Raw genomic sequence first — 16394 nt, forward strand, 5'->3', positions numbered from 1 at the left:
GGCTGTCCGTCGACCGCGGCGCTGTCCGTCGGCAGGACGAGGGCGACGCGGGGGACGGGGCGGGGCGGGGCGGGTGGGGTGGATGCGCGGGGGGGTGGGCGGGTGGGGTGGATGCCGCGGGGATGGACGCTCTCGGGGGCGTAGGTTCGGCTACGACCCTGCCGCGCCGACCGTGAGGTGACGCATGGACCTGGTGGCCGCCGGTGTGCTCGCCGTGCTCGTGATCGTGCTGGTGACGACGTTCGCCCCCCGGGTGGGCGTCGCCGCTCCCCTGCTGCTCGTGCTGGTGGGCGTGGCGGTGAGCTTCCTGCCGTTCGTGCCCGAGATCGAGATCCAGCCCGAGTGGGTGCTCGGGGTCGTGCTGCCACCGCTGCTGTACTCGTCGGCCACCAACGTGCCGACCATGGACTTCCGGCGGGACCTGCGCACGATCTCCGCGTTCTCGGTCGTGCTCGTGCTGGTCTCGACCGTCGCGGTCGGGTTCACGCTCGACGCGCTGCTGCCCGACCTCGGGCTCGCGACGGCCGTCGCGGTCGGTGCGATCGTCAGCCCCACCGACGCGGTGGCCACGTCGATCGTCCGCAAGGCGGGGGTGTCGCCGCGCATCGTCACGGTCCTCGAGGGCGAGTCGCTCCTCAACGACGCGTCCGCCCTGGTGCTGCTGCGCTCGGCGATCGTCGCGACCGCGGGCACGGTGTCGCTGTGGGGCGTCGCGGGCGACTTCGTGTTCGCGGTCGTCGTGGCCGTCGTCGTCGGGTACGTCGTGGGGCGCCTGCACGTGTGGGCGCGCGGGCACGTCACGCAGACCACGTCGAACGTCGCGATCTCGTTCGTCGTGCCGTTCGTCGCGTACCTGCCCGCCGAGCACCTGGGCGCGTCCGGCCTGGTCGCGGCCGTGACCGCGGGGCTCGTCACGGGGCACGCCGCGCCCCGCGCGCTGCGGGCGCGCGACCGCGTCACCGAGAACGCGGTGTGGCGCACCATCGAGCTGCTGCTCGAGGGCGCGGTGTTCCTCGTCATGGGGCTCGAGGTGTTCGGGCTCGTGCTCGACGTCCGCCAGGCGCACGGCAGCCTGTGGACGGCGCTGCTGCTCGGCGTCCTCACCGCGACCATCGTCATCGCGGTGCGCTCGCTGTTCGTCGCGTGGTCGGTGTGGGAGCTCGCGCGCCGCGCCCGGCGGACGCCCGCGCTGCGGGACTGGCTCGAGTCCGCCCAGGAACGCCTCGACGAGGGCCGCATGCCGCAGGCGCCCCGCTCGACCGGCCGTCGTCGCCGACGGTTCCGCGCCGGCTTCCGCGCGGGCGGACGCGTCGCGGCGGCCGCCCTGCCCGACCCGGCCGACCGCGCCGAGGCCGTGGGCCGGCGCGTGCGCCGCAAGATCGCCGACATCGACTACCTCACGGCCGAGCGGTTCGGTCCGCGCGAGGGTGTCGTGCTCGTGTGGGCCGGCATGCGCGGCGCCGTGACGCTGGCGGCCGCGCAGTCGCTGCCGTCCGACACGCCGCAGCGCTCGCTGCTCGTGCTCGTCGCGTTCGTCGTGGCCGCCGGGACGCTGCTGGTCCAGGGCGGCACCCTGCCGTGGCTCACGCGGCGCCTCGGCCTCACGGCCCGGGACGACGACGACGCCGAGCAGCTCACCGCGCTGCGCACCGAGCTGCGGCGGGCCGCCGTGCAGCGGCTCGACGACCCGGGGCTCGCGCAGCCCGACGGCACGCCGTACCCGAGCGCGACCGTCGAGCGCGCGCGCCGCAGGCTCGCGGCCATCGACGCGGCGGTCGAGGCGGACGACGAGCAGCACGCCGCGCAGCGCGCGTCCGACCAGCGGCTCATGGTCACGCTGCTGGGTGCGCAGCGCGCCGAGCTGCTGCACCTGCGCGACCTCGGCACGTACCCGTCCTCGACGCTCGACCGCGCGCTCGCCGAGCTGGACGCCGTGCAGATCGGCGTCGAGCTGCGGGGCTGAGCCCAGGCCGACCTCGCCGCGAAGGCCGCCGTCGTCGCCGAGCCGCGGCGTGCCGCGCGCCGCGCCGTTCAGCCCCCGACGACCGTGACCGGCTCGCGTGGGGGCACCGGCCCGGGCGCGGGCGCCGGCCAGGCCCGCCCGCGCGGCACGACCAGCGGCCCGCCCGACACGGGGTCCTCGACGACCACGCAGTCGAGCCCGAAGACGTCGCGCACGAGGTCGGCCGTGACGACGTCCCCGGGCGCACCCTGCGCGACGACCCGGCCGCCGCGCATCGCGACGAGGTGGGTCGCGTAGCGCGCGGCCTGGTTGAGGTCGTGCAGCACCGCGACCACCGTGCGGCCGGACGCGTGCAGCGCCGCGAACAGGTCCATGAGCTCGACCTGGTGCGCGACGTCGAGGAACGTCGTCGGCTCGTCGAGCAGCAGCAGGTCGGTCTGCTGCGCGAGCACCATCGCCACCCAGACCCGCTGCCGCTGACCGCCGGACAGCTCGTCGACCAGACGCCCCGACAGGTCGGTGGTGCCGGTCGCCGCGAGCGCGGCGCGCACCGCGCGCTCGTCGTCCGCGGACCACTGCGACAGCAGCCCCTGGTGCGGGAACCGGCCGCGGCCCACGAGGTCGGCGACCGTGATCCCGTCGGGCGCCTGCGACGTCTGCGGCAGCAGCCCGACGCGACGCGCGACCTCCTTGGTGCGGTACCGCGCGATGTCGCGCCCGTCGAGCAGGACCTGCCCCGCGGCGGGTGCCAGGAGGCGGGACAGCGCGCGCAGCAGCGTGGACTTGCCGCACGCGTTGGGTCCGACCACCACCGTGAACGACCCGGGAGCCACGTCCACGGACAGGTCGGTCGCGACCGTGCGACGGTCGTACGCGAGCGTCAGCCCGCGCGCGCTGAGGGGTGCCGGGGGGTGCTGCGTCATCGTGACCTCGCTTCGTGGACCAGGAGCCACACCAGGTAGGCCCCGCCGAGGCTGACCGTGACGACCCCCACGGGCAGCTGCTGCGGCGCGAACGCGCGCTGCGCGACCAGGTCGCACGCGACCAGCAGGAACGCGCCCATGGCGGCCGACCCGACGAGCGTCGTGCCGGGGGCGCGCAGCACGCGGCGCGCGAGCTGGGGCGCCGCGAGCGCGACGAACGCGATCGGGCCGGTCAGCGCGGTCGCGACCGCGGTGAGCGCGACGCCGACGACGACGACCGCGAGCCGCGTGCGTTCGACGCCGACGCCCAGCGCGGCGCCCGCGTCGTCGCCGAGCTCGAGCGCGTGCATGCCGCGGGACACGGCGACGACGCCGAGCAGCAGGACGGCGCCGAGGCCCGCGGCGGGCCGGACCTGGTCCCACCCGACGCCGTTGAGCGTGCCGGCGCCCCACACGGTCGCCGCGACCGCGAGCCGCACCTCGGCCTGCAGCACCAGCCACGTCGTGACGGACGAGATGACGGCGCTGACGCCGATGCCCACGACGATGAGACGGAACCCCTGCACGCCGCGCCGCCACGCGAGCAGGTACACGACGAGCGCCGTGACGAGACCGCCGCCGACGGCGCCGGCCGCGATCGCCAGGTAGCCGGTGCCCCCGGAGAGCAGCACGAGGACCGCACCGGCGTAGGCGCCGTTGCTGAAGCCGATGATGTCGGGGCTGCCGAGCGGGTTGCGGCTGAGCGACTGGAACATCGCCCCGGCGACGCCGAGCGCCGCACCGAGCACGACCCCGAGGACCACGCGGGGCAGGCGCCACCCGAGCACGACCGTCGCGGTCCTGCCCTCGGCCCGCCCGGTCAGGGCGCGCAGCACGTCGGCCGGGGCGACGGGGAAGTCACCCGTGGCCAGCGTGAGCACCGCGACCACCAGCGTGAGGACGACGAGCACGGTGACGGCGACGACGCTGCGGCGCGCGACGACGACGCTCACGCGGCCGCGGCGCAGCACGAGCTCGCGCCGCCCACGGTCGAGCGGACCGGCCAGGTCGAGCGGTGCGCCGAGGCCGACCGGGCCGGGAGCGGCCGGTGCGGGCGGCACTGCCCGGACGTGCGCCGCGCTCACAGCCCGCTCGCCCGGTGCCGGCGCACGAGCGCCACCAGTACGGGCGCCCCGACGAACGCCGTGACGATGCCGACCGGCAGCTCCGCGGGTCGCATGACGAGCCGTCCGGTCACGTCGGACACGAGCACGAGGACGGGCGCGAGCAGCATCGTCAGCGTCAGCACCCAGCGCTGGTCGGGCCCGGTGAGCCACCGCGCGACGTGCGGCACCATGAGCCCGACGAAGCCGACGGGCCCGGCGGCGGCGGTCGCGGCGCCCGCGAGCAGCGTGACGGCGACGACCACGGCGACACGGGTCGCCCCGAGCCGCGCGCCGAGCGTCGCGGCGGTGTCGTCGCCGAGCGCGACCGCGTTGAGCGGGCGCGCCACGGCGAGCGCGACGAGCACGCCCACGGCCACGAACGGCGCGATCGTCGCGGCCACCCCCAGGTCGCGTGCGGCGAGCGACCCGACGCCCCAGACCCGCATCGTGTCGTAGGTCCGTTCGGACACCAGCGTGAGCCCGGACGTGACGCCGCCCAGCGCGGCGCCCAGCGCGACGCCCGCGAGCGTGAGGCGCAACGGGCTGGGGCGGCCACGGCCCGCCGCACCGATCGCGTACACCGCGAGGGTCGCGGCCGCGGCGCCGACGAACGCGAGCCACAGCTGCCCGCGCAGCGTCACGACCCCCGCGGTGGCGCCGAGCACGACCGCGAGCTGGGCGCCGGCGTTGACGCCGAGGATGCCCGGGTCGGCGAGCGGGTTACGGGTGAGCGCCTGGATCAGCGCGCCGGACAGGCCGAGGCTCACGCCGACGAGCAGCCCGAGGACGGTGCGCGGCAGGCGCAGGTCGAGGACGACCGACTGCGCGTCGGACCCGTCGGGCCGCACGAACGCGTCGACGACCGTGCCCAGGGCGACCGGCCGGGCGCCGAGCGCGAGGCTCGCCCCGACCGCGACCACGAGCAGGACGACGGCCGCCACCAGCCACCGGCCGCGGTGCGCGCCGGGCGGCCGCGCCTCGGCCTGGTCGGGCGGGGTCGAGGCCCCCGCGGCGGCCGAGGTGCCCGAGCCGCCCGGCGGGGCGTCGGCCGCGTCGACGGTCGTGCTCACAGGCCGAGCCGTTCCAGCTGGTCGTCGTACTCGTCCTCGATCTCCTCGGGGTCGCGCCCGGCGTCGTCCCACAGGGAGGCGAGGCGGCTCCGCACGGGCGCGGGCAGCGCGTCGTACCGCTCGCGCCACAGCTCGGCCTGCGCGGTCCAGTAGCCGACGATCTTGTAGTCGGTGCCGGGCAGCGCCCGCTCGTGCCGCAGGTGCCTGCGCACCGCACGCAGCACGCGGGTCTCGCCGGCCACCCACACGTAGCCGGGGCCGTCGGGCAGGGTCACGTCCGGCAGCAGGTCGGCCAGCGCGCTGGGCCCGTGGCCGTTGCCGCCGTGCACCCACGTGACGTCGGCGTGCGCACCGGGCGCGACGTCCTGGTGGTGCGTGGCGTCCGGCACCTCGAGCACCGCGCGCGTGCGGACCCCCGGCGGGGCCTGCTCGAGCAGCCGCAGCGCGGCGGGCAGCCCGGTGGCGTCGGCGAGCAGCAGCTGCCACGTCGTGCCGTCCGGGGGGTCGTACAGGCCGATCGGCGTGGTGAGCCCGACGACGTCGCCGGGCCGCGCGCGCAGCGCCCACGCGGCCGCGACGCCGCCGTCGTGCACGACGAAGTCGACGTCGACCTCGCCGGGCCGCCACGCGCGCACGGTGTACGTGCGCATGGGCGCGGCCGTGTCGGGGTCGTCGAACTCCCAGGATCGTCCCGCCACCCGCGGCATCACGGGTTCGTCCTGCCCGGCGTGCGGGAAGAACACCCGGACGTACTCGTCCCCCACCCCGGTGGTGCCGTACTCCGTCATGCCCGGACCGCCGAGCGTCACGCGCACCATGCCCGGCGTGAGCCGGCGCACGTGCGTCACCTCGGCCCGCCAGATGCGGGGCGTCAGACCGCCGTCGAGCGCCATCGTCGTCCTCGTCCCGGGTGCCGGCGTCAGCCGAGCAGGCTGTCGGCGAGGAACTCGAGGAACGCCGCGTGGCCGCTGGGCGACCCGTAGTCCATCTCGAGGTCGTAGCGGAAGTAGCGGTCCTCGGCGACGAACGGCAGCGACGACCAGACCTGGCTGGTCGCGAGCGTCCGCAGCGTCTCGGCGTCGGCGGCCTCGCCGGCGGGGCCGGGCTCGTAGCTGCGGACGGCGACGTCGACGTCGGCGAGCTGGTCGACCTGCTCGAGGCTGAGCGCGGCGTCCTCCTGCAGCGCCAGCGGCGCGACGTCGAGCCCGAGGTCGGCGAACACGAGGCACGGCACGCCGTAGCAGGAGAGCTGCAGCTGGTCGTTCCACCAGCCGATGGCCGCGACGCGCGGGTGGATGCCGCGCGCGTCGAGCTGCTCGCGGACCTCGGCGACGCGCGCGTCGTAGCGCGCGAACCACGCGTCGGCCTGCTCGGTGCGCCCGAGCGCGGCGGCGGTGGTCCGGAACTTGTCGCGCCAGTCGGCGCCGTCGAACGCGTTGACGGAGTAGGTGGGTGCGATCTCGGCGAGGCGGTGCACGGCCTCCTCGTCGTAGCCCAGCCCGTTGAGGATCAGGTCGGGCGCGGCGGCCATGACGGCCTCGTAGCTGTACTCGGGGAAGTTGACGAACGTGTCGACGTCCGCGAGCGCGTCCTGCGGGAAGAAGGACGGGAAGCCGGCGTAGCCGTCGCGCACGGGCTGGGAGGACGCGAGGGGGATGCCGAGCGTGGCGAGGATGTCGACGTCGGTGGTGTAGAAGCCGAGCGCGGCCTGCGGGTCGGTGGGCAGCTCGACCTGGCCGAACTCGGAGTCGACGGTGCGCGTGGCGGCCTCGGCCCTGCCGGGCGCGCCGTCGGCGGTGGCCGAGCAGGCCGCGAGCGCGAGGCCGGCGACGAGGGCGAGGGCGAGCGCCGCGGGGCGGCGCCGGGACGTGGTGGTCATGAGGTCTCCTCGGGTGCGGCGCGGGGCGCCGCGCGTGCCCGGGGGCCACTGCCGCCGGGTCGAAGTCAGGTGAGGCTCACCTTAGTTCGACGTCGATGCCCGTCAGCGGCCGCCGCTGTCGCCGATCACCCGTTCCGTGTCGGCGATCGGCCACGCCTCGTCGTCATCCGCCCACGGGGACACCGCGACCGGCCGCACGGTCACGGCCCGCAGGTAGGCACCGGGCGTGCACCCCGTCACCTCGCCGAACGCGTGCACGAACGCGCTCGGCGAGCGGTAGCCCACCCGGCGGGCGACCGCCGCCACCGGCAGGCCCTGCGGCAGCAGCGCCGTCGCCGCCCGCACCCGCGCGTGCACGCGCCACCGGGCGAACGTCATCCCCGTCTCGCGGCGGAACACCCGCGACATGTGCCGCACGCTCGACCCCACCTGCCCGCACCACTGCGCGAGCGTGCGGTCGTCGGCCGGGTCGGCCACGAGCGCCCGCGCGATGCGCCGCGCCCGCGGGTCGTCCGGCAGGGGCAGCAGCACGGGCGGCACCTCCGCCTCGTCGAGCAGCGCGAGCGCGAGCGTCTCGGCCTGCTCGCGCACGTCCTGCGGCATGAGGCGGTTGTGCAGGTAGAGCAGCACCTCGCGCAGCAGCGGCGTGACCGCCACCGCACGTGCACCTCCCCGCAGGCCGGGCACGACCGGCCGGGCCACGTGCGTCGTCCAGAAGCGCGCACCCGCCGTGGCCGCGACCTCGTGCGCCACGCCCGCCGGGATCCACAGGCCCGCGCTCGGCGGCACGGTCCGGTGCTCGTCGCCCGTGCGCACCGTGACGACGCCCCGCACGCCCCAGATCAGCTCGTGGTCCTCGTGGTCGTGCGCCGCCCACGCGCGCGGCGACGCCGACGCGTGCAGCGTCGTGAGCAGCCGCGCCCGCGTCCCGGCCACCAGGTCGGTCAGGTCGACGTCCGCGACGTCCTGGCCGATCGTCGACATGGTCGGTCACCCTCCGAGGCTCGAGCAGTGCTGAGGTTCGCCTTACCTTAGGCCCGTGCCCGCCCCCGTCTCCGCTCCCCCGACCCGCGCACGCGACACGGCCCCGGCCGCCACCGCGTCCGCGACGCCGTGGACCGTCCGCCGCGTCGCCGCCCACGCGCTGCTCGCCGCCGGGCGACGCGTGCGGCTCGCCGTGTCGACCACCGGCCTCGTGCTGCACGAGGTCGCCGAGGCCCTCGTGCCCGTGCTCGTCGGCGCCGTGATCGACCACGCCGTCCTCCCGCGCGACGGCCGCGCGCTCGGTCTGCTGCTCGGCGCGCTGGTCGCGTTGTTCGTCGTGCTGTCCTGGTCGTGGCGGTTCGGCGCGCTCGCCGCGACGCACGTCACGGCGCACGGCGAGCACGACCTGCGCGTGCTGGGCGTGCGCCGCGTCCTCGCGCACCACGGCACCGCGCGTCCCCGCGCCGCGGGCGAGGTCGACGCCGTCCTCACCTCCGACACCGGGCAGGTCTCCGGCACCTCGTGGGCGGTCGGCGAGCTCGTCGCCGCGCTCGCCGCGCTCGCGGTGTCCGCCGTCGCGATGGTCCACGCCTCGCCCGCCCTGGGCGTCGGCGTGCTCGTCGTCACGCCCGCGCTGCTCGTCGCGCTGCACCACCTGTCGCGGCCGCTCGACGCCCGCACCGGCGCCGCGCAGCAGTCCGCCGCACGCACCGTCGGCGCGGCCGCCGACATGCTCACGGGCCTGCGCGTGCTCACCGGCGTCGGCGCCCGACCCGCCGCCGCCGCGCGCTACCGCGCGCTCTCGCGCGACGCGCTCGCCGCCGCGCTGCACGCCGCCCGCGCGCGCGTCGCGTTCACGGGCGTCTCGTCGCTGCTGTCCGGGCTCGTGCTCGCGGGCGTCGCGCTCGCCGCGGGGCTCGTCGCGCTCGACGGCGGCATGACGCTCGGCCAGATGGTCACGGTCGTGGGGCTCGCGCAGTACGTGCAGCGCCCCATGGACGCGGTCGGCTGGGTGCTCGTGGACCTCGCGGCCCGGCGCGCGTCGGCCCGGCGGGTCGCGGCGCTGCTCGAGGACGCCCCGCTGCACCCCGCACCCGGCGCGGCAGCGGGAGCGGCACCGGACCCGTCGCACCCGGTCGCGGTCGAGGTCACGCCGGGCGCCACGACCGCCGACGGCACGCCGCTGCCCGCGCTGCGCGTCGCACGGCGCGAGGTCGTCGGCATCGCCGGCGACGCGGTCCGCACGCGCGCGCTCGTCGAGGCGCTCGCGGGCCGCACCCGCGTCGCGCCCGGCGTGCGCGTGCTCGGCGCCGACGTCGCCGCGCTCGACCCGCGGACGCTGCGCGACGTCGTGCACGCACCCCCGCACGACGTCGCTCTCGTGACCGCGCCGCTCGCCGACGTGCTCACCGCCGGCGCCCCCGGCACGACCCCTGACCCGGACGTGCTGCACGCGACCACGGTCGGCGAGGTCCTCGAGCACCTCCCGGACGGCCTCGCGACCGTGCTCGACGGCGCCGGGGCACGGCTCTCGGGCGGGCAGCGGCAGCGCGTCGCGCTCGCACGCGCCTGGGCGACCCCGCACGCCGTCCTCGTGCTGCACGAGCCGACGACCGCGCTCGACGCGGTCACCGAGCAGCACGTCGCGCGCGAGCTGACCGCGCTGCACGCGCGCCGCGGCGACGACCGCGCCGTCGTGCTCGTGACGTCGTCGGCGACGCTGCTCGCGGCGTGCGACCGCGTCGTCGTCGTGCACGCGGACGGCACCGACACGGGACGGCACGCCGACCTCCTGGCGCGCGTGCCCTCCTACCGGGAGCTGGTCGCGTGAGCGCCGCCACCGCGACCCCCGCGCGCACGGCGCCGGGTGCGACCACGCTGCCGGTCGCCGACCCCGCCGCCACGCGGCGCCACGCGTGGCAGGTCCTGCGCGCGCACCGCGGCGGGGTGGCCGCCGCCGCGGTCGTCCTCCTCGCGGGCGCGTTCGCCGGGCTCGTGCCCGTGTGGCTCGTCGGCCGCATGGTCGACGCCGTCGCGTCCGACGCCGCCCCCTCCCGCCTGTGGTGGTCCGCGGCGGCGCTCGTGGCCGCGCTCGTCGGGGCGACCGCGCTCGCCGCCGTGGCCCGGCTGCTCGTCGCCCGGACGTTCGAGCGCGCGCTCGCCGACCTGCGCGAGCGCACCGTGCACGCGGCGCTGCACGCGCCGGCCGCGCACGTGGACGGCGCCGGCACGGGCGACCTCGTGGCGCGCGTCTCCGGTGACGTGGACGTGCTGCGCACCACGGTGTCGCGGGTGCTGCCCGCGGTCTGCGGCGCGGGCGCGACGATCCTGCTGACGGTCGGCGGCCTGGCGGGGCTGGACTGGCGGTTCGCCGTCGCCGTGCTCGCCGCCGTGCCGCTGCAGGTGTGGGGCGTGCGGACGTTCGAGCGCCGGGCAGGGCCGGTGTTCCGCGCCGAGCGCGCGGCGGCCGCCGAGCGCACGTCCCGGGTGCTCGAGGCCGTCGCCGCGGCCGACACGATCCGCGCGCTCGGGACCGCCGAGACCCACGTGCACGGCGTCGAGGAGGTGTCGCACCGCGCGATCGACCGGACGGTCGCGGGCATGCGGGTCTCGCTCGTGCTGACGCACCGGCTCCACGCGGCCGAGCTGGTCGCCCTCGGGGCGGTGCTCGTGGCGGGGTACGGGCTGGTCGGCGCCGAGGCCGTGACCGTGGGGGCGGCGACCACCGCGGCGCTGCTCGTGCACCGGCTGTTCGACCCCGTGGGGATCCTGCTCTCGCAGGTCGACGACCTGCAGCGTGCGCAGGCGGCGCTCGCGCGCGTCGTCGGGGTGCTGTCCGTGCCCGCGCCGGCGGACGCGGACGCGGACGGCGCCGGCGCCGAGGGCGCGGGGTCGCCCGCCGGGCACGCGACGACCGTCCCGGACGACCGCGCGGCGGCCACGATCGACGTGCGTGGCGTGTCCTTCGCGTACGACCCGGACCGGCCCGTGCTGCACGACGTGGACCTGCGCGTCGAGGCCGGCGAGGTCGTCGCGCTGGTCGGCGCGTCGGGCGCGGGCAAGTCCACGCTCGCGCGGCTCGTGACCGGCACCGTGACCCCCACGGCGGGCACGGTCCTGGTCGAGGGCGCGCCGGCGGGCGGCCCGCGAGCCTCCGCCGCGGTCGCGGCCGTCACGCAGGAGGTCCACGTGTTCGCGGGGACGCTCGCCGACGACCTGCGACTGGCACGCCCGGACGCGGACGACGCACGGCTGCGCGACGCGCTGACCCTGGTCGGCGCCGACTGGGTCGACGACCTGCCCGAGGGCCTGCGGACGGCCGTGGGCGCGGGCGGCCTGCCGCTCGCACCGGACCGCGCGCAGCAGGTCGCGCTCGCGCGGCTCGCGCTGACCGACGCGCGCGTCGTCGTGCTCGACGAGGCGACCGCCGAGGCGGGATCGGACGCGGCACGCACGCTCGACGCCGCCGCGCGGCGGGTGCTGGCCGGGCGCACCGCCCTGGTGGTCGTGCACCGGCTCGACCAGGCGGCGCGGGCCGACCGGATCGTGCTGCTCGACGCGGGACGCGTGGTGGCCACCGGGACGCACGACGAGCTGCTCGCGGGCTGCGAGCCGTACGCGCGGCTGTGGTCCGCCTGGCACCGGGGCCGCACCTCGTGACGCCGGCGGTCCGGCACCGGGGGCGGGTGCACCCCTCGCGCCTAGCGGTCCCGACCGCCGCCGTGGGACGGGGACGCCGCGAGGCCCGCGCAGGGGTTATGGTCCGGCACATGGATCCCATGAGCAGCCTCGGGTGCGCGGCACGCCGCGGCCCCTGCGCCCGGTAGCGGGCCCTCCCCCGGCGGACGCGCGGCGTCCGCGGCTCGACGGCCCGCGCTGATCGACACCACCCCGCCGGCGACGTCCGGCTCGATCACCCGGGACCTCTCATGACCTTCCTGTCCTCCTTCCGTGCTGCCCACCCGCGCTCGGGCCCGCTGCTGGCGCTGGGCCTCGTGCTCGTCGGCTCGTCGAGCATCCAGGTGTCGGCGGCGCTGTCGTCGTCGTTGTTCGCGACCGTCGGGACGCTCGGCGTCAGCGGCCTGCGCATGGCGGTCGCAGCGGTCGTGCTGCTCGCGCTGACGCGGCCGTCGCTGCGCGGCCGCTCGCCGCGTGCGTGGCGCGGCGTCGTGCTGTACGGCGTCGCGATGGCCGCGATGAACGTCCTGTTCTACGCCGCGGTGCAGCGGCTGCCGCTGGGCCTGGCGGTGACGCTCGAGTTCCTGGGGCCGCTCACGGTGGCCGCGGCGGGGGTCGCGCGGCGGCGCGAGCTCGCGCTGCCCGCCGCCGCGCTCGTGGGCGTGCTGCTGGTCGCCGGCCCGGTGGGTGGCGTCGACGCGCTCGGGGTCGGGTTCGGGCTGGGCGCGGCCGTCGCGTTCGGCGCGTACACGTTCCTCGCGGGGCGTGTCGGCGACGACACCGCGGGCCTCGACGGGCTCGCGCTGTCGGTCGCGGTGGGGGCGCTCGCGCTGCTGCCGGTCTCGGTGCCGGCCGTGCCGCGGGTCGCGCCGGGCGGCTGGGGCGTGCTGGTGGTGTCGGGCCTGCTGGGCGTCGCGCTCGCGTTCTCGCTGGACTTCCTGGCGGTGCGGGTGAGCTCGACGCGCGTGGTGGGCACGCTGTTCGCGATGGACCCGGTGACGGGTGCGCTCGTGGGGGCCGCGCTGCTGGGCGACCCGCTGGGCGTGCGGGCCGTCGTCGGGATCCTGCTGGTGTCGGCGGCGGGCGCCGCGACGATCTGGGTCGCGGGGCGAGCCGCAGCCGCGGCGCCCGCGGACGCCCCGGAGCCCGACGTCGCCCCGGTGCCGCTGGCCTGAGCCGCGCCGCTCAGCGACCCGTGAGCAGGTCGTCGACGCCGGCGCGCAGGGCCGCGCGCGCGTCGTCGACGTCGCCGAGGTACGCGCCGACCATCGCGCCGTCGCGCAGCGCCATCCAGCGGCTGCCGGCGGCGCGAGGGTCGGGGTGGCCCGTGCGCGCGAGCGCGCGCGTGGCGGCGTCCTGCAGCCACTCCCGGTGGCGCCGGACGGCGACGCGGACGGGGCTCGCGGCGTCGGGGTACTCGGCGGCGGCGTTGATGAAGGCGCAGCCGCGGAACCCGGGGCGGCACAGCTCGTCGCCGATCTCCGCGGTGAGCCGCCGCAGCCACGCGGCGACGTCGTCCGGGGCGTCCGGCAGCTCCCCGGCGCGCTCGCGGACGCCCGCGTCGACCGCGTCGAGGTAGGCGACGACCAGGGCCTCCTTGCCGGTGAAGTGCCGGTAGAAGGTCGCGCGGGTCACGGCGGCCTCGGTGACGACGCGGTCGACGCCGACGGCGCGCACGCCCTCGGCGTAGAACAGCGCGGACGCGGTGCCGAGCAGTCGCTCGCGCGCGGCCGAGCGGGTGCCGGGCCGCGCGGGCGGGCGTGCGGCGTCGGCGGTCATGGTCGAACCGTAGGCGGCGTCGTGCGTGCTTGACATCCCGACCTCCTCAGGGTGGAGTGTACGCCGTAGGTAGAACGACCGTTCTTTCTTTCGCTGTTCCTCAGGAGGTCCCGCCATGTCCGTCGTCTACACCGCCGTCGCCACCGCCACCGGTGAGGGGCGCGAGGGCCGCACCCGCTCGTCGGACGGCCTCCTCGACCTCGACCTCGCCGTCCCGCGCGAGATGGGCGGCGCGGGCGGCGCGACCAACCCCGAGCAGCTCTTCGCCGCCGGCTACTCCGCGTGCTTCCACAGCGCGCTCAAGAGCGTCGCGCGCCGCGACAAGGTCTCCTTCACCGACTCGGCCGTCACGGCCGAGGTCGGCATCGGCCCGAACGGCGAGGGCGGGTTCGGCCTCGAGGTGACCCTGCACGTCGAGCTCGGCGGGATCGACCATGACGCCGCCGAGCGCCTCGTCGAGGCCGCGCACCAGGTCTGCCCCTACTCGAACGCGACGCGGGGCAACGTCCCCGTCACGCTCGAGGTCGTCACGGCCTGACGCGCCAACGCCCCCCGTGAGAGGTCGATCCGGCTCCGTGCCGGATCGACCTCTCACGTACCAGGCAGGGCATCCGGGCGACCCCCTGGGACCGGCGGCTCATGGCGATGCTCGCGACCCTGACGTCGGTCGCGGCCGGCACGGGTGGCCGCCAACCATCGACACATGTCAATATGAACGGCGTCGCACCCCGAGCCGAGGAGCACCCGTGACCGTGACCCCCACCCCGAGCGTGCTGTTCGTGTGCGTGCACAACGCAGGCCGCTCGCAGATGGCCGCCGGCTGGCTGCGACACCTGTCCGGCGGCGCGGTCGAGGTGCGCTCCGCGGGGTCGATGCCGGCCGACCAGATCAACCCCGTCGCCGTCGACGCGATGCTCGAGGTGGGGATCGACATCCGCGCCGAGCACCCCAAGGTACTCACGCCCGAGGCCGTGCAGGCCTCGGACGTCGTGGTCACGATGGGCTGCGGCGACGCGTGCCCGTTCTACCCGGGCAAGCGCTACGAGGACTGGGTGCTCGAGGACCCCGCCGGCCAGGGCATCGACGCGGTGCGCCCGATCCGGGACGAGATCCGCACGCGCGTCCTCGCGCTGCTCGCGGAGCTCGACGTGGCGCCGGCCGCCGGCTGACGCGGAGCGAGTCGGGCGCGCTGCGGCGCACACCCCACCCTCAGACCACCGGACGACGCGCCCGCACGATCGCCCCGTGCATGCTGTCGGCGACGCGGTGGGTGAACAGGACCTCGGCGTCGACGAAACCCGCGGCGGCCAGGCCCGCGAGGTACTCGCCACGCGAGAGCGCGCCGGCGATGCACCCGACGTAGGACCCGCGCTCGGCGCGCTGCTCGGGCGTGACGTGGTCCTCGGCGACGACGTCGGAGATGCCGAGCCGGCCGCCGGGCACGAGCACGCGGAACGCCTCGGCGAGGACGGCGGGCTTGTCGGGCGAGAGGTTGACGACGCAGTTGGAGATGACGACGTCGACCGTGGCGTCGGGCAGCGGCAGGTCCTCGATCGTGCCGCGGCGGAACTCGACGTTGGTGGCACCGGCGCGCGCGGCGTTGGCGCGCGCGAGCTCGAGCATCTCGTCCGTCATGTCGACGCCGTACGCGAACCCCGTGGGGCCGACGCGCCGCGCCGACAGCAGGACGTCGATGCCACCGCCCGAGCCGAGGTCGAGCACGCGTTCGCCCGCGCGCAGCTCGGCGACCGCGAGCGGGTTGCCGCAGCCGAGCGAGGCCGCGAGCGCCTCCGGCGGGACCGCGACGGCGTCCTGCGCGTCGTAGAGCGCCGAGCCGAACCGCTCGTCCACCACCACGCCCGTGGGGCCGCAGCCCCCGACCGCGTCGCCCCCGCAGCAGCCGGCGTCGCCGCCGCCCTGCAGCGCCGCCACCGCGTACCGCGCCCGGACCTGCTCCCGGATGTCGTCCACGCCGACCACCCCTTCACATTGATGTCGATCGATGCGATGACGATGGACCCGCAGGCAGCCACGTGTCAATATCGACATCCGTCGATGCCTCGGTCATGATGACCCCGTGCCCCTCGACCTGATCCCGCAGCCCACGACCGCGTCCGCCGCGTGCTGCAGCCCGGCACCCGGCCCGACCATGGACGCCACCGACGCCGAGCGCACCGCCCGCACGCTCAAGGCGCTCGCCGACCCCGCACGGCTGCGGCTGCTGTCGATCATCGCCGCGCACGACGGCGGCGAGGCCTGCGTGTGCGACCTCACCGAACCGGTCGGGCTCACGCAGCCCACGGTGTCGCACCACCTCAAGGTGCTCACCGAGGCCGGGTTCGTCACGCGCGAGAAGCGCGGCGTCTGGGCGTACTACACACTCGTCCCCGACGCCGTGCGTGCGCTCACCGCGCACCTCGGCGCGCACCTGCTCGACGGGCCCGGCGCATGACGGCCGCCACGACCCGCCCGCCCGGCGTGACCGTGACGCCGATGCGCGACGAGCACGCCCCGGGGGTCCTCGACGTGTACGCGGCCGGCATCGCCACCGGCGTCGCGACGTTCCAGGCGCAGCCACCCACCTGGGAGGAGTTCGACGCCGACCACCTCCCCGACCACCGGTACGTCGCGCTCGACGACGACGAGGTCCTGGGCTGGGTCGCGGCCTCGCCGGTCTCCGGGCGGTGCGTCTACGCGGGGGTCGTCGAGCACTCGGTGTACGTCGCACCCGCTGCGCGCGGCCGAGGCGTCGGACGCCTCCTGCTCGACCGGCTGCTCGACTCGGCGAGCGCGGGCGGCGTGTGGACCGTGCAGGCCGGCGTCTTCCCGCAGAACGCCGCCAGCCTCGCGCTGCACGCCGCCGCGGGCTTCCGCGTGGTCGGCAGGCGCGAACGCCTCGGGCTCATGACGCACGGCCCGCACGCGGGCAGCTGGCTCGACGTCGTGCTGCTCGAGAAGCGGCTCTGACGGCCG

Annotated in this window: 16 protein-coding genes; 8 read left to right on the forward strand and 8 right to left on the reverse strand. The window is 76.9% G+C overall.

Annotated features, from left to right (window positions below; genetic code table 11):
• Window positions 1–184: 184 nt before the first annotated feature.
• Window positions 185–1963 (forward strand): cation:proton antiporter, encoded by a 1779-nt coding sequence (locus GY42_RS11285; RefSeq protein WP_046529393.1) that lies wholly within the window; start codon window positions 185–187, stop codon window positions 1961–1963.
• 68 nt (window positions 1964–2031) lie between these two features.
• Here GY42_RS11285 and GY42_RS11290 read toward each other — a convergent pair whose 3' ends face one another.
• From GY42_RS11290 to GY42_RS11315, 6 genes are all read right to left on the reverse strand, one after another.
• Window positions 2032–2886: an ABC transporter ATP-binding protein gene (locus GY42_RS11290; protein ID WP_046529394.1), complete on the reverse strand. Its 855-nt coding sequence runs from the start codon at window positions 2884–2886 to the stop codon at window positions 2032–2034.
• Complete coding sequence (locus tag GY42_RS11295; RefSeq protein WP_046530882.1) at window positions 2883–3932, reverse strand: iron chelate uptake ABC transporter family permease subunit; 1050 nt, start codon at window positions 3930–3932, stop codon at window positions 2883–2885. Before GY42_RS11295 ends, GY42_RS11290 begins: the two co-directional genes overlap by 4 nt.
• A gap of 74 nt (window positions 3933–4006) precedes the next feature.
• Window positions 4007–5101 carry an iron chelate uptake ABC transporter family permease subunit gene (locus GY42_RS11300; RefSeq protein WP_082131490.1) on the reverse strand — a complete coding sequence of 365 codons (1095 nt, stop codon included), beginning with the start codon at window positions 5099–5101 and terminating at the stop codon, window positions 4007–4009.
• The gene (locus GY42_RS11305) at window positions 5098–5994 is read right to left on the reverse strand and encodes a siderophore-interacting protein (protein WP_046529395.1); all 897 of its coding nucleotides are present in this window, start codon (window positions 5992–5994) and stop codon (window positions 5098–5100) included. The genes GY42_RS11300 and GY42_RS11305 overlap by 4 nt, the downstream gene beginning before the upstream one ends.
• Before the next feature lie 26 nt (window positions 5995–6020).
• Window positions 6021–6980 (reverse strand): ABC transporter substrate-binding protein, encoded by a 960-nt coding sequence (locus GY42_RS11310; protein WP_046529396.1) that lies wholly within the window; start codon window positions 6978–6980, stop codon window positions 6021–6023.
• Window positions 6981–7082: 102 nt separating this feature from the next.
• Entirely contained in the window at window positions 7083–7964 is an 882-nt protein-coding gene (locus GY42_RS11315) for a helix-turn-helix domain-containing protein (RefSeq protein WP_052748341.1), read from the reverse strand.
• 55 nt (window positions 7965–8019) lie between these two features.
• On the opposite strand from GY42_RS11315, the gene GY42_RS11320 reads away from it, so the two are divergent.
• From GY42_RS11320 to GY42_RS11330, 3 genes are all read left to right on the forward strand, one after another.
• Window positions 8020–9795 carry an ABC transporter transmembrane domain-containing protein gene (locus GY42_RS11320; RefSeq protein ID WP_046529397.1) on the forward strand — a complete coding sequence of 592 codons (1776 nt, stop codon included), beginning with the start codon at window positions 8020–8022 and terminating at the stop codon, window positions 9793–9795.
• Window positions 9792–11624 carry an ABC transporter ATP-binding protein gene (locus tag GY42_RS11325; protein ID WP_046529398.1) on the forward strand — a complete coding sequence of 611 codons (1833 nt, stop codon included), beginning with the start codon at window positions 9792–9794 and terminating at the stop codon, window positions 11622–11624. Before GY42_RS11320 ends, GY42_RS11325 begins: the two co-directional genes overlap by 4 nt.
• 269 nt (window positions 11625–11893) lie before the next feature.
• On the forward strand, window positions 11894–12817 hold the full coding sequence (locus GY42_RS11330) for an EamA family transporter (protein WP_046529399.1): 924 nt from the start codon (window positions 11894–11896) through the stop codon (window positions 12815–12817).
• Between the two features lie 10 nt (window positions 12818–12827).
• On the opposite strand, the gene GY42_RS11335 is transcribed toward GY42_RS11330, so the two are convergent.
• The gene (locus tag GY42_RS11335; protein WP_046529400.1) at window positions 12828–13421 is read right to left on the reverse strand and encodes a TetR/AcrR family transcriptional regulator; all 594 of its coding nucleotides are present in this window, start codon (window positions 13419–13421) and stop codon (window positions 12828–12830) included.
• Between the two features lie 115 nt (window positions 13422–13536).
• Here GY42_RS11335 and GY42_RS11340 point away from each other — a divergent pair, with 115 nt between their 5' ends.
• Together GY42_RS11340 and GY42_RS11345 are read left to right on the forward strand one after the other, a co-directional pair.
• Window positions 13537–13959, forward strand: coding sequence for an organic hydroperoxide resistance protein (locus tag GY42_RS11340; RefSeq protein ID WP_046529401.1), 423 nt, complete (start codon window positions 13537–13539; stop codon window positions 13957–13959).
• Between the two features lie 214 nt (window positions 13960–14173).
• Window positions 14174–14590, forward strand: coding sequence for an arsenate reductase ArsC (locus GY42_RS11345; protein WP_046530885.1), 417 nt, complete (start codon window positions 14174–14176; stop codon window positions 14588–14590).
• 40 nt (window positions 14591–14630) lie between these two features.
• Here the strand turns inward: GY42_RS11345 and arsM are convergent, their stop codons facing one another.
• A complete protein-coding gene (arsM, locus tag GY42_RS11350; RefSeq protein WP_046530886.1) occupies window positions 14631–15392 on the reverse strand; it encodes an arsenite methyltransferase in 762 nt (253 codons plus the stop codon).
• A 106-nt stretch (window positions 15393–15498) separates the two neighbouring features.
• Here arsM and GY42_RS11355 point away from each other — a divergent pair, with 106 nt between their 5' ends.
• Window positions 15499–15873 (forward strand): ArsR/SmtB family transcription factor, encoded by a 375-nt coding sequence (locus tag GY42_RS11355; protein WP_046529402.1) that lies wholly within the window; start codon window positions 15499–15501, stop codon window positions 15871–15873.
• Entirely contained in the window at window positions 15870–16388 is a 519-nt protein-coding gene (locus GY42_RS11360; RefSeq protein WP_046529403.1) for a GNAT family N-acetyltransferase, read from the forward strand. The genes GY42_RS11355 and GY42_RS11360 overlap by 4 nt, the downstream gene beginning before the upstream one ends.
• Window positions 16389–16394: the final 6 nt, after the last annotated feature.

It is taken from the genome of Cellulomonas sp. FA1, from assembly GCF_000986825.1.
GTDB lineage: Bacteria > Actinomycetota > Actinomycetes > Actinomycetales > Cellulomonadaceae > Cellulomonas > Cellulomonas iranensis.

What these genes read in the sequence shown, in the direction of transcription:
- GY42_RS11285 (WP_046529393.1), top strand. Translation starts at nt 185, where the DNA reads ATGGACCTGGTGGCCGCCGGTGTGCTCGCCGTGCTCGTGATCGTGCTG.
- GY42_RS11290 (WP_046529394.1), bottom strand. Translation starts at nt 2,886, where the DNA reads ATGACGCAGCACCCCCCGGCACCCCTCAGCGCGCGCGGGCTGACGCTC.
- GY42_RS11305 (WP_046529395.1), bottom strand. Translation starts at nt 5,994, where the DNA reads ATGGCGCTCGACGGCGGTCTGACGCCCCGCATCTGGCGGGCCGAGGTG.
- GY42_RS11310 (WP_046529396.1), bottom strand. Translation starts at nt 6,980, where the DNA reads ATGACCACCACGTCCCGGCGCCGCCCCGCGGCGCTCGCCCTCGCCCTC.
- GY42_RS11315 (WP_052748341.1), bottom strand. Translation starts at nt 7,964, where the DNA reads ATGTCGACGATCGGCCAGGACGTCGCGGACGTCGACCTGACCGACCTG.
- GY42_RS11330 (WP_046529399.1), top strand. Translation starts at nt 11,894, where the DNA reads ATGACCTTCCTGTCCTCCTTCCGTGCTGCCCACCCGCGCTCGGGCCCG.
- GY42_RS11335 (WP_046529400.1), bottom strand. Translation starts at nt 13,421, where the DNA reads ATGACCGCCGACGCCGCACGCCCGCCCGCGCGGCCCGGCACCCGCTCG.
- GY42_RS11340 (WP_046529401.1), top strand. Translation starts at nt 13,537, where the DNA reads ATGTCCGTCGTCTACACCGCCGTCGCCACCGCCACCGGTGAGGGGCGC.
- GY42_RS11360 (WP_046529403.1), top strand. Translation starts at nt 15,870, where the DNA reads ATGACGGCCGCCACGACCCGCCCGCCCGGCGTGACCGTGACGCCGATG.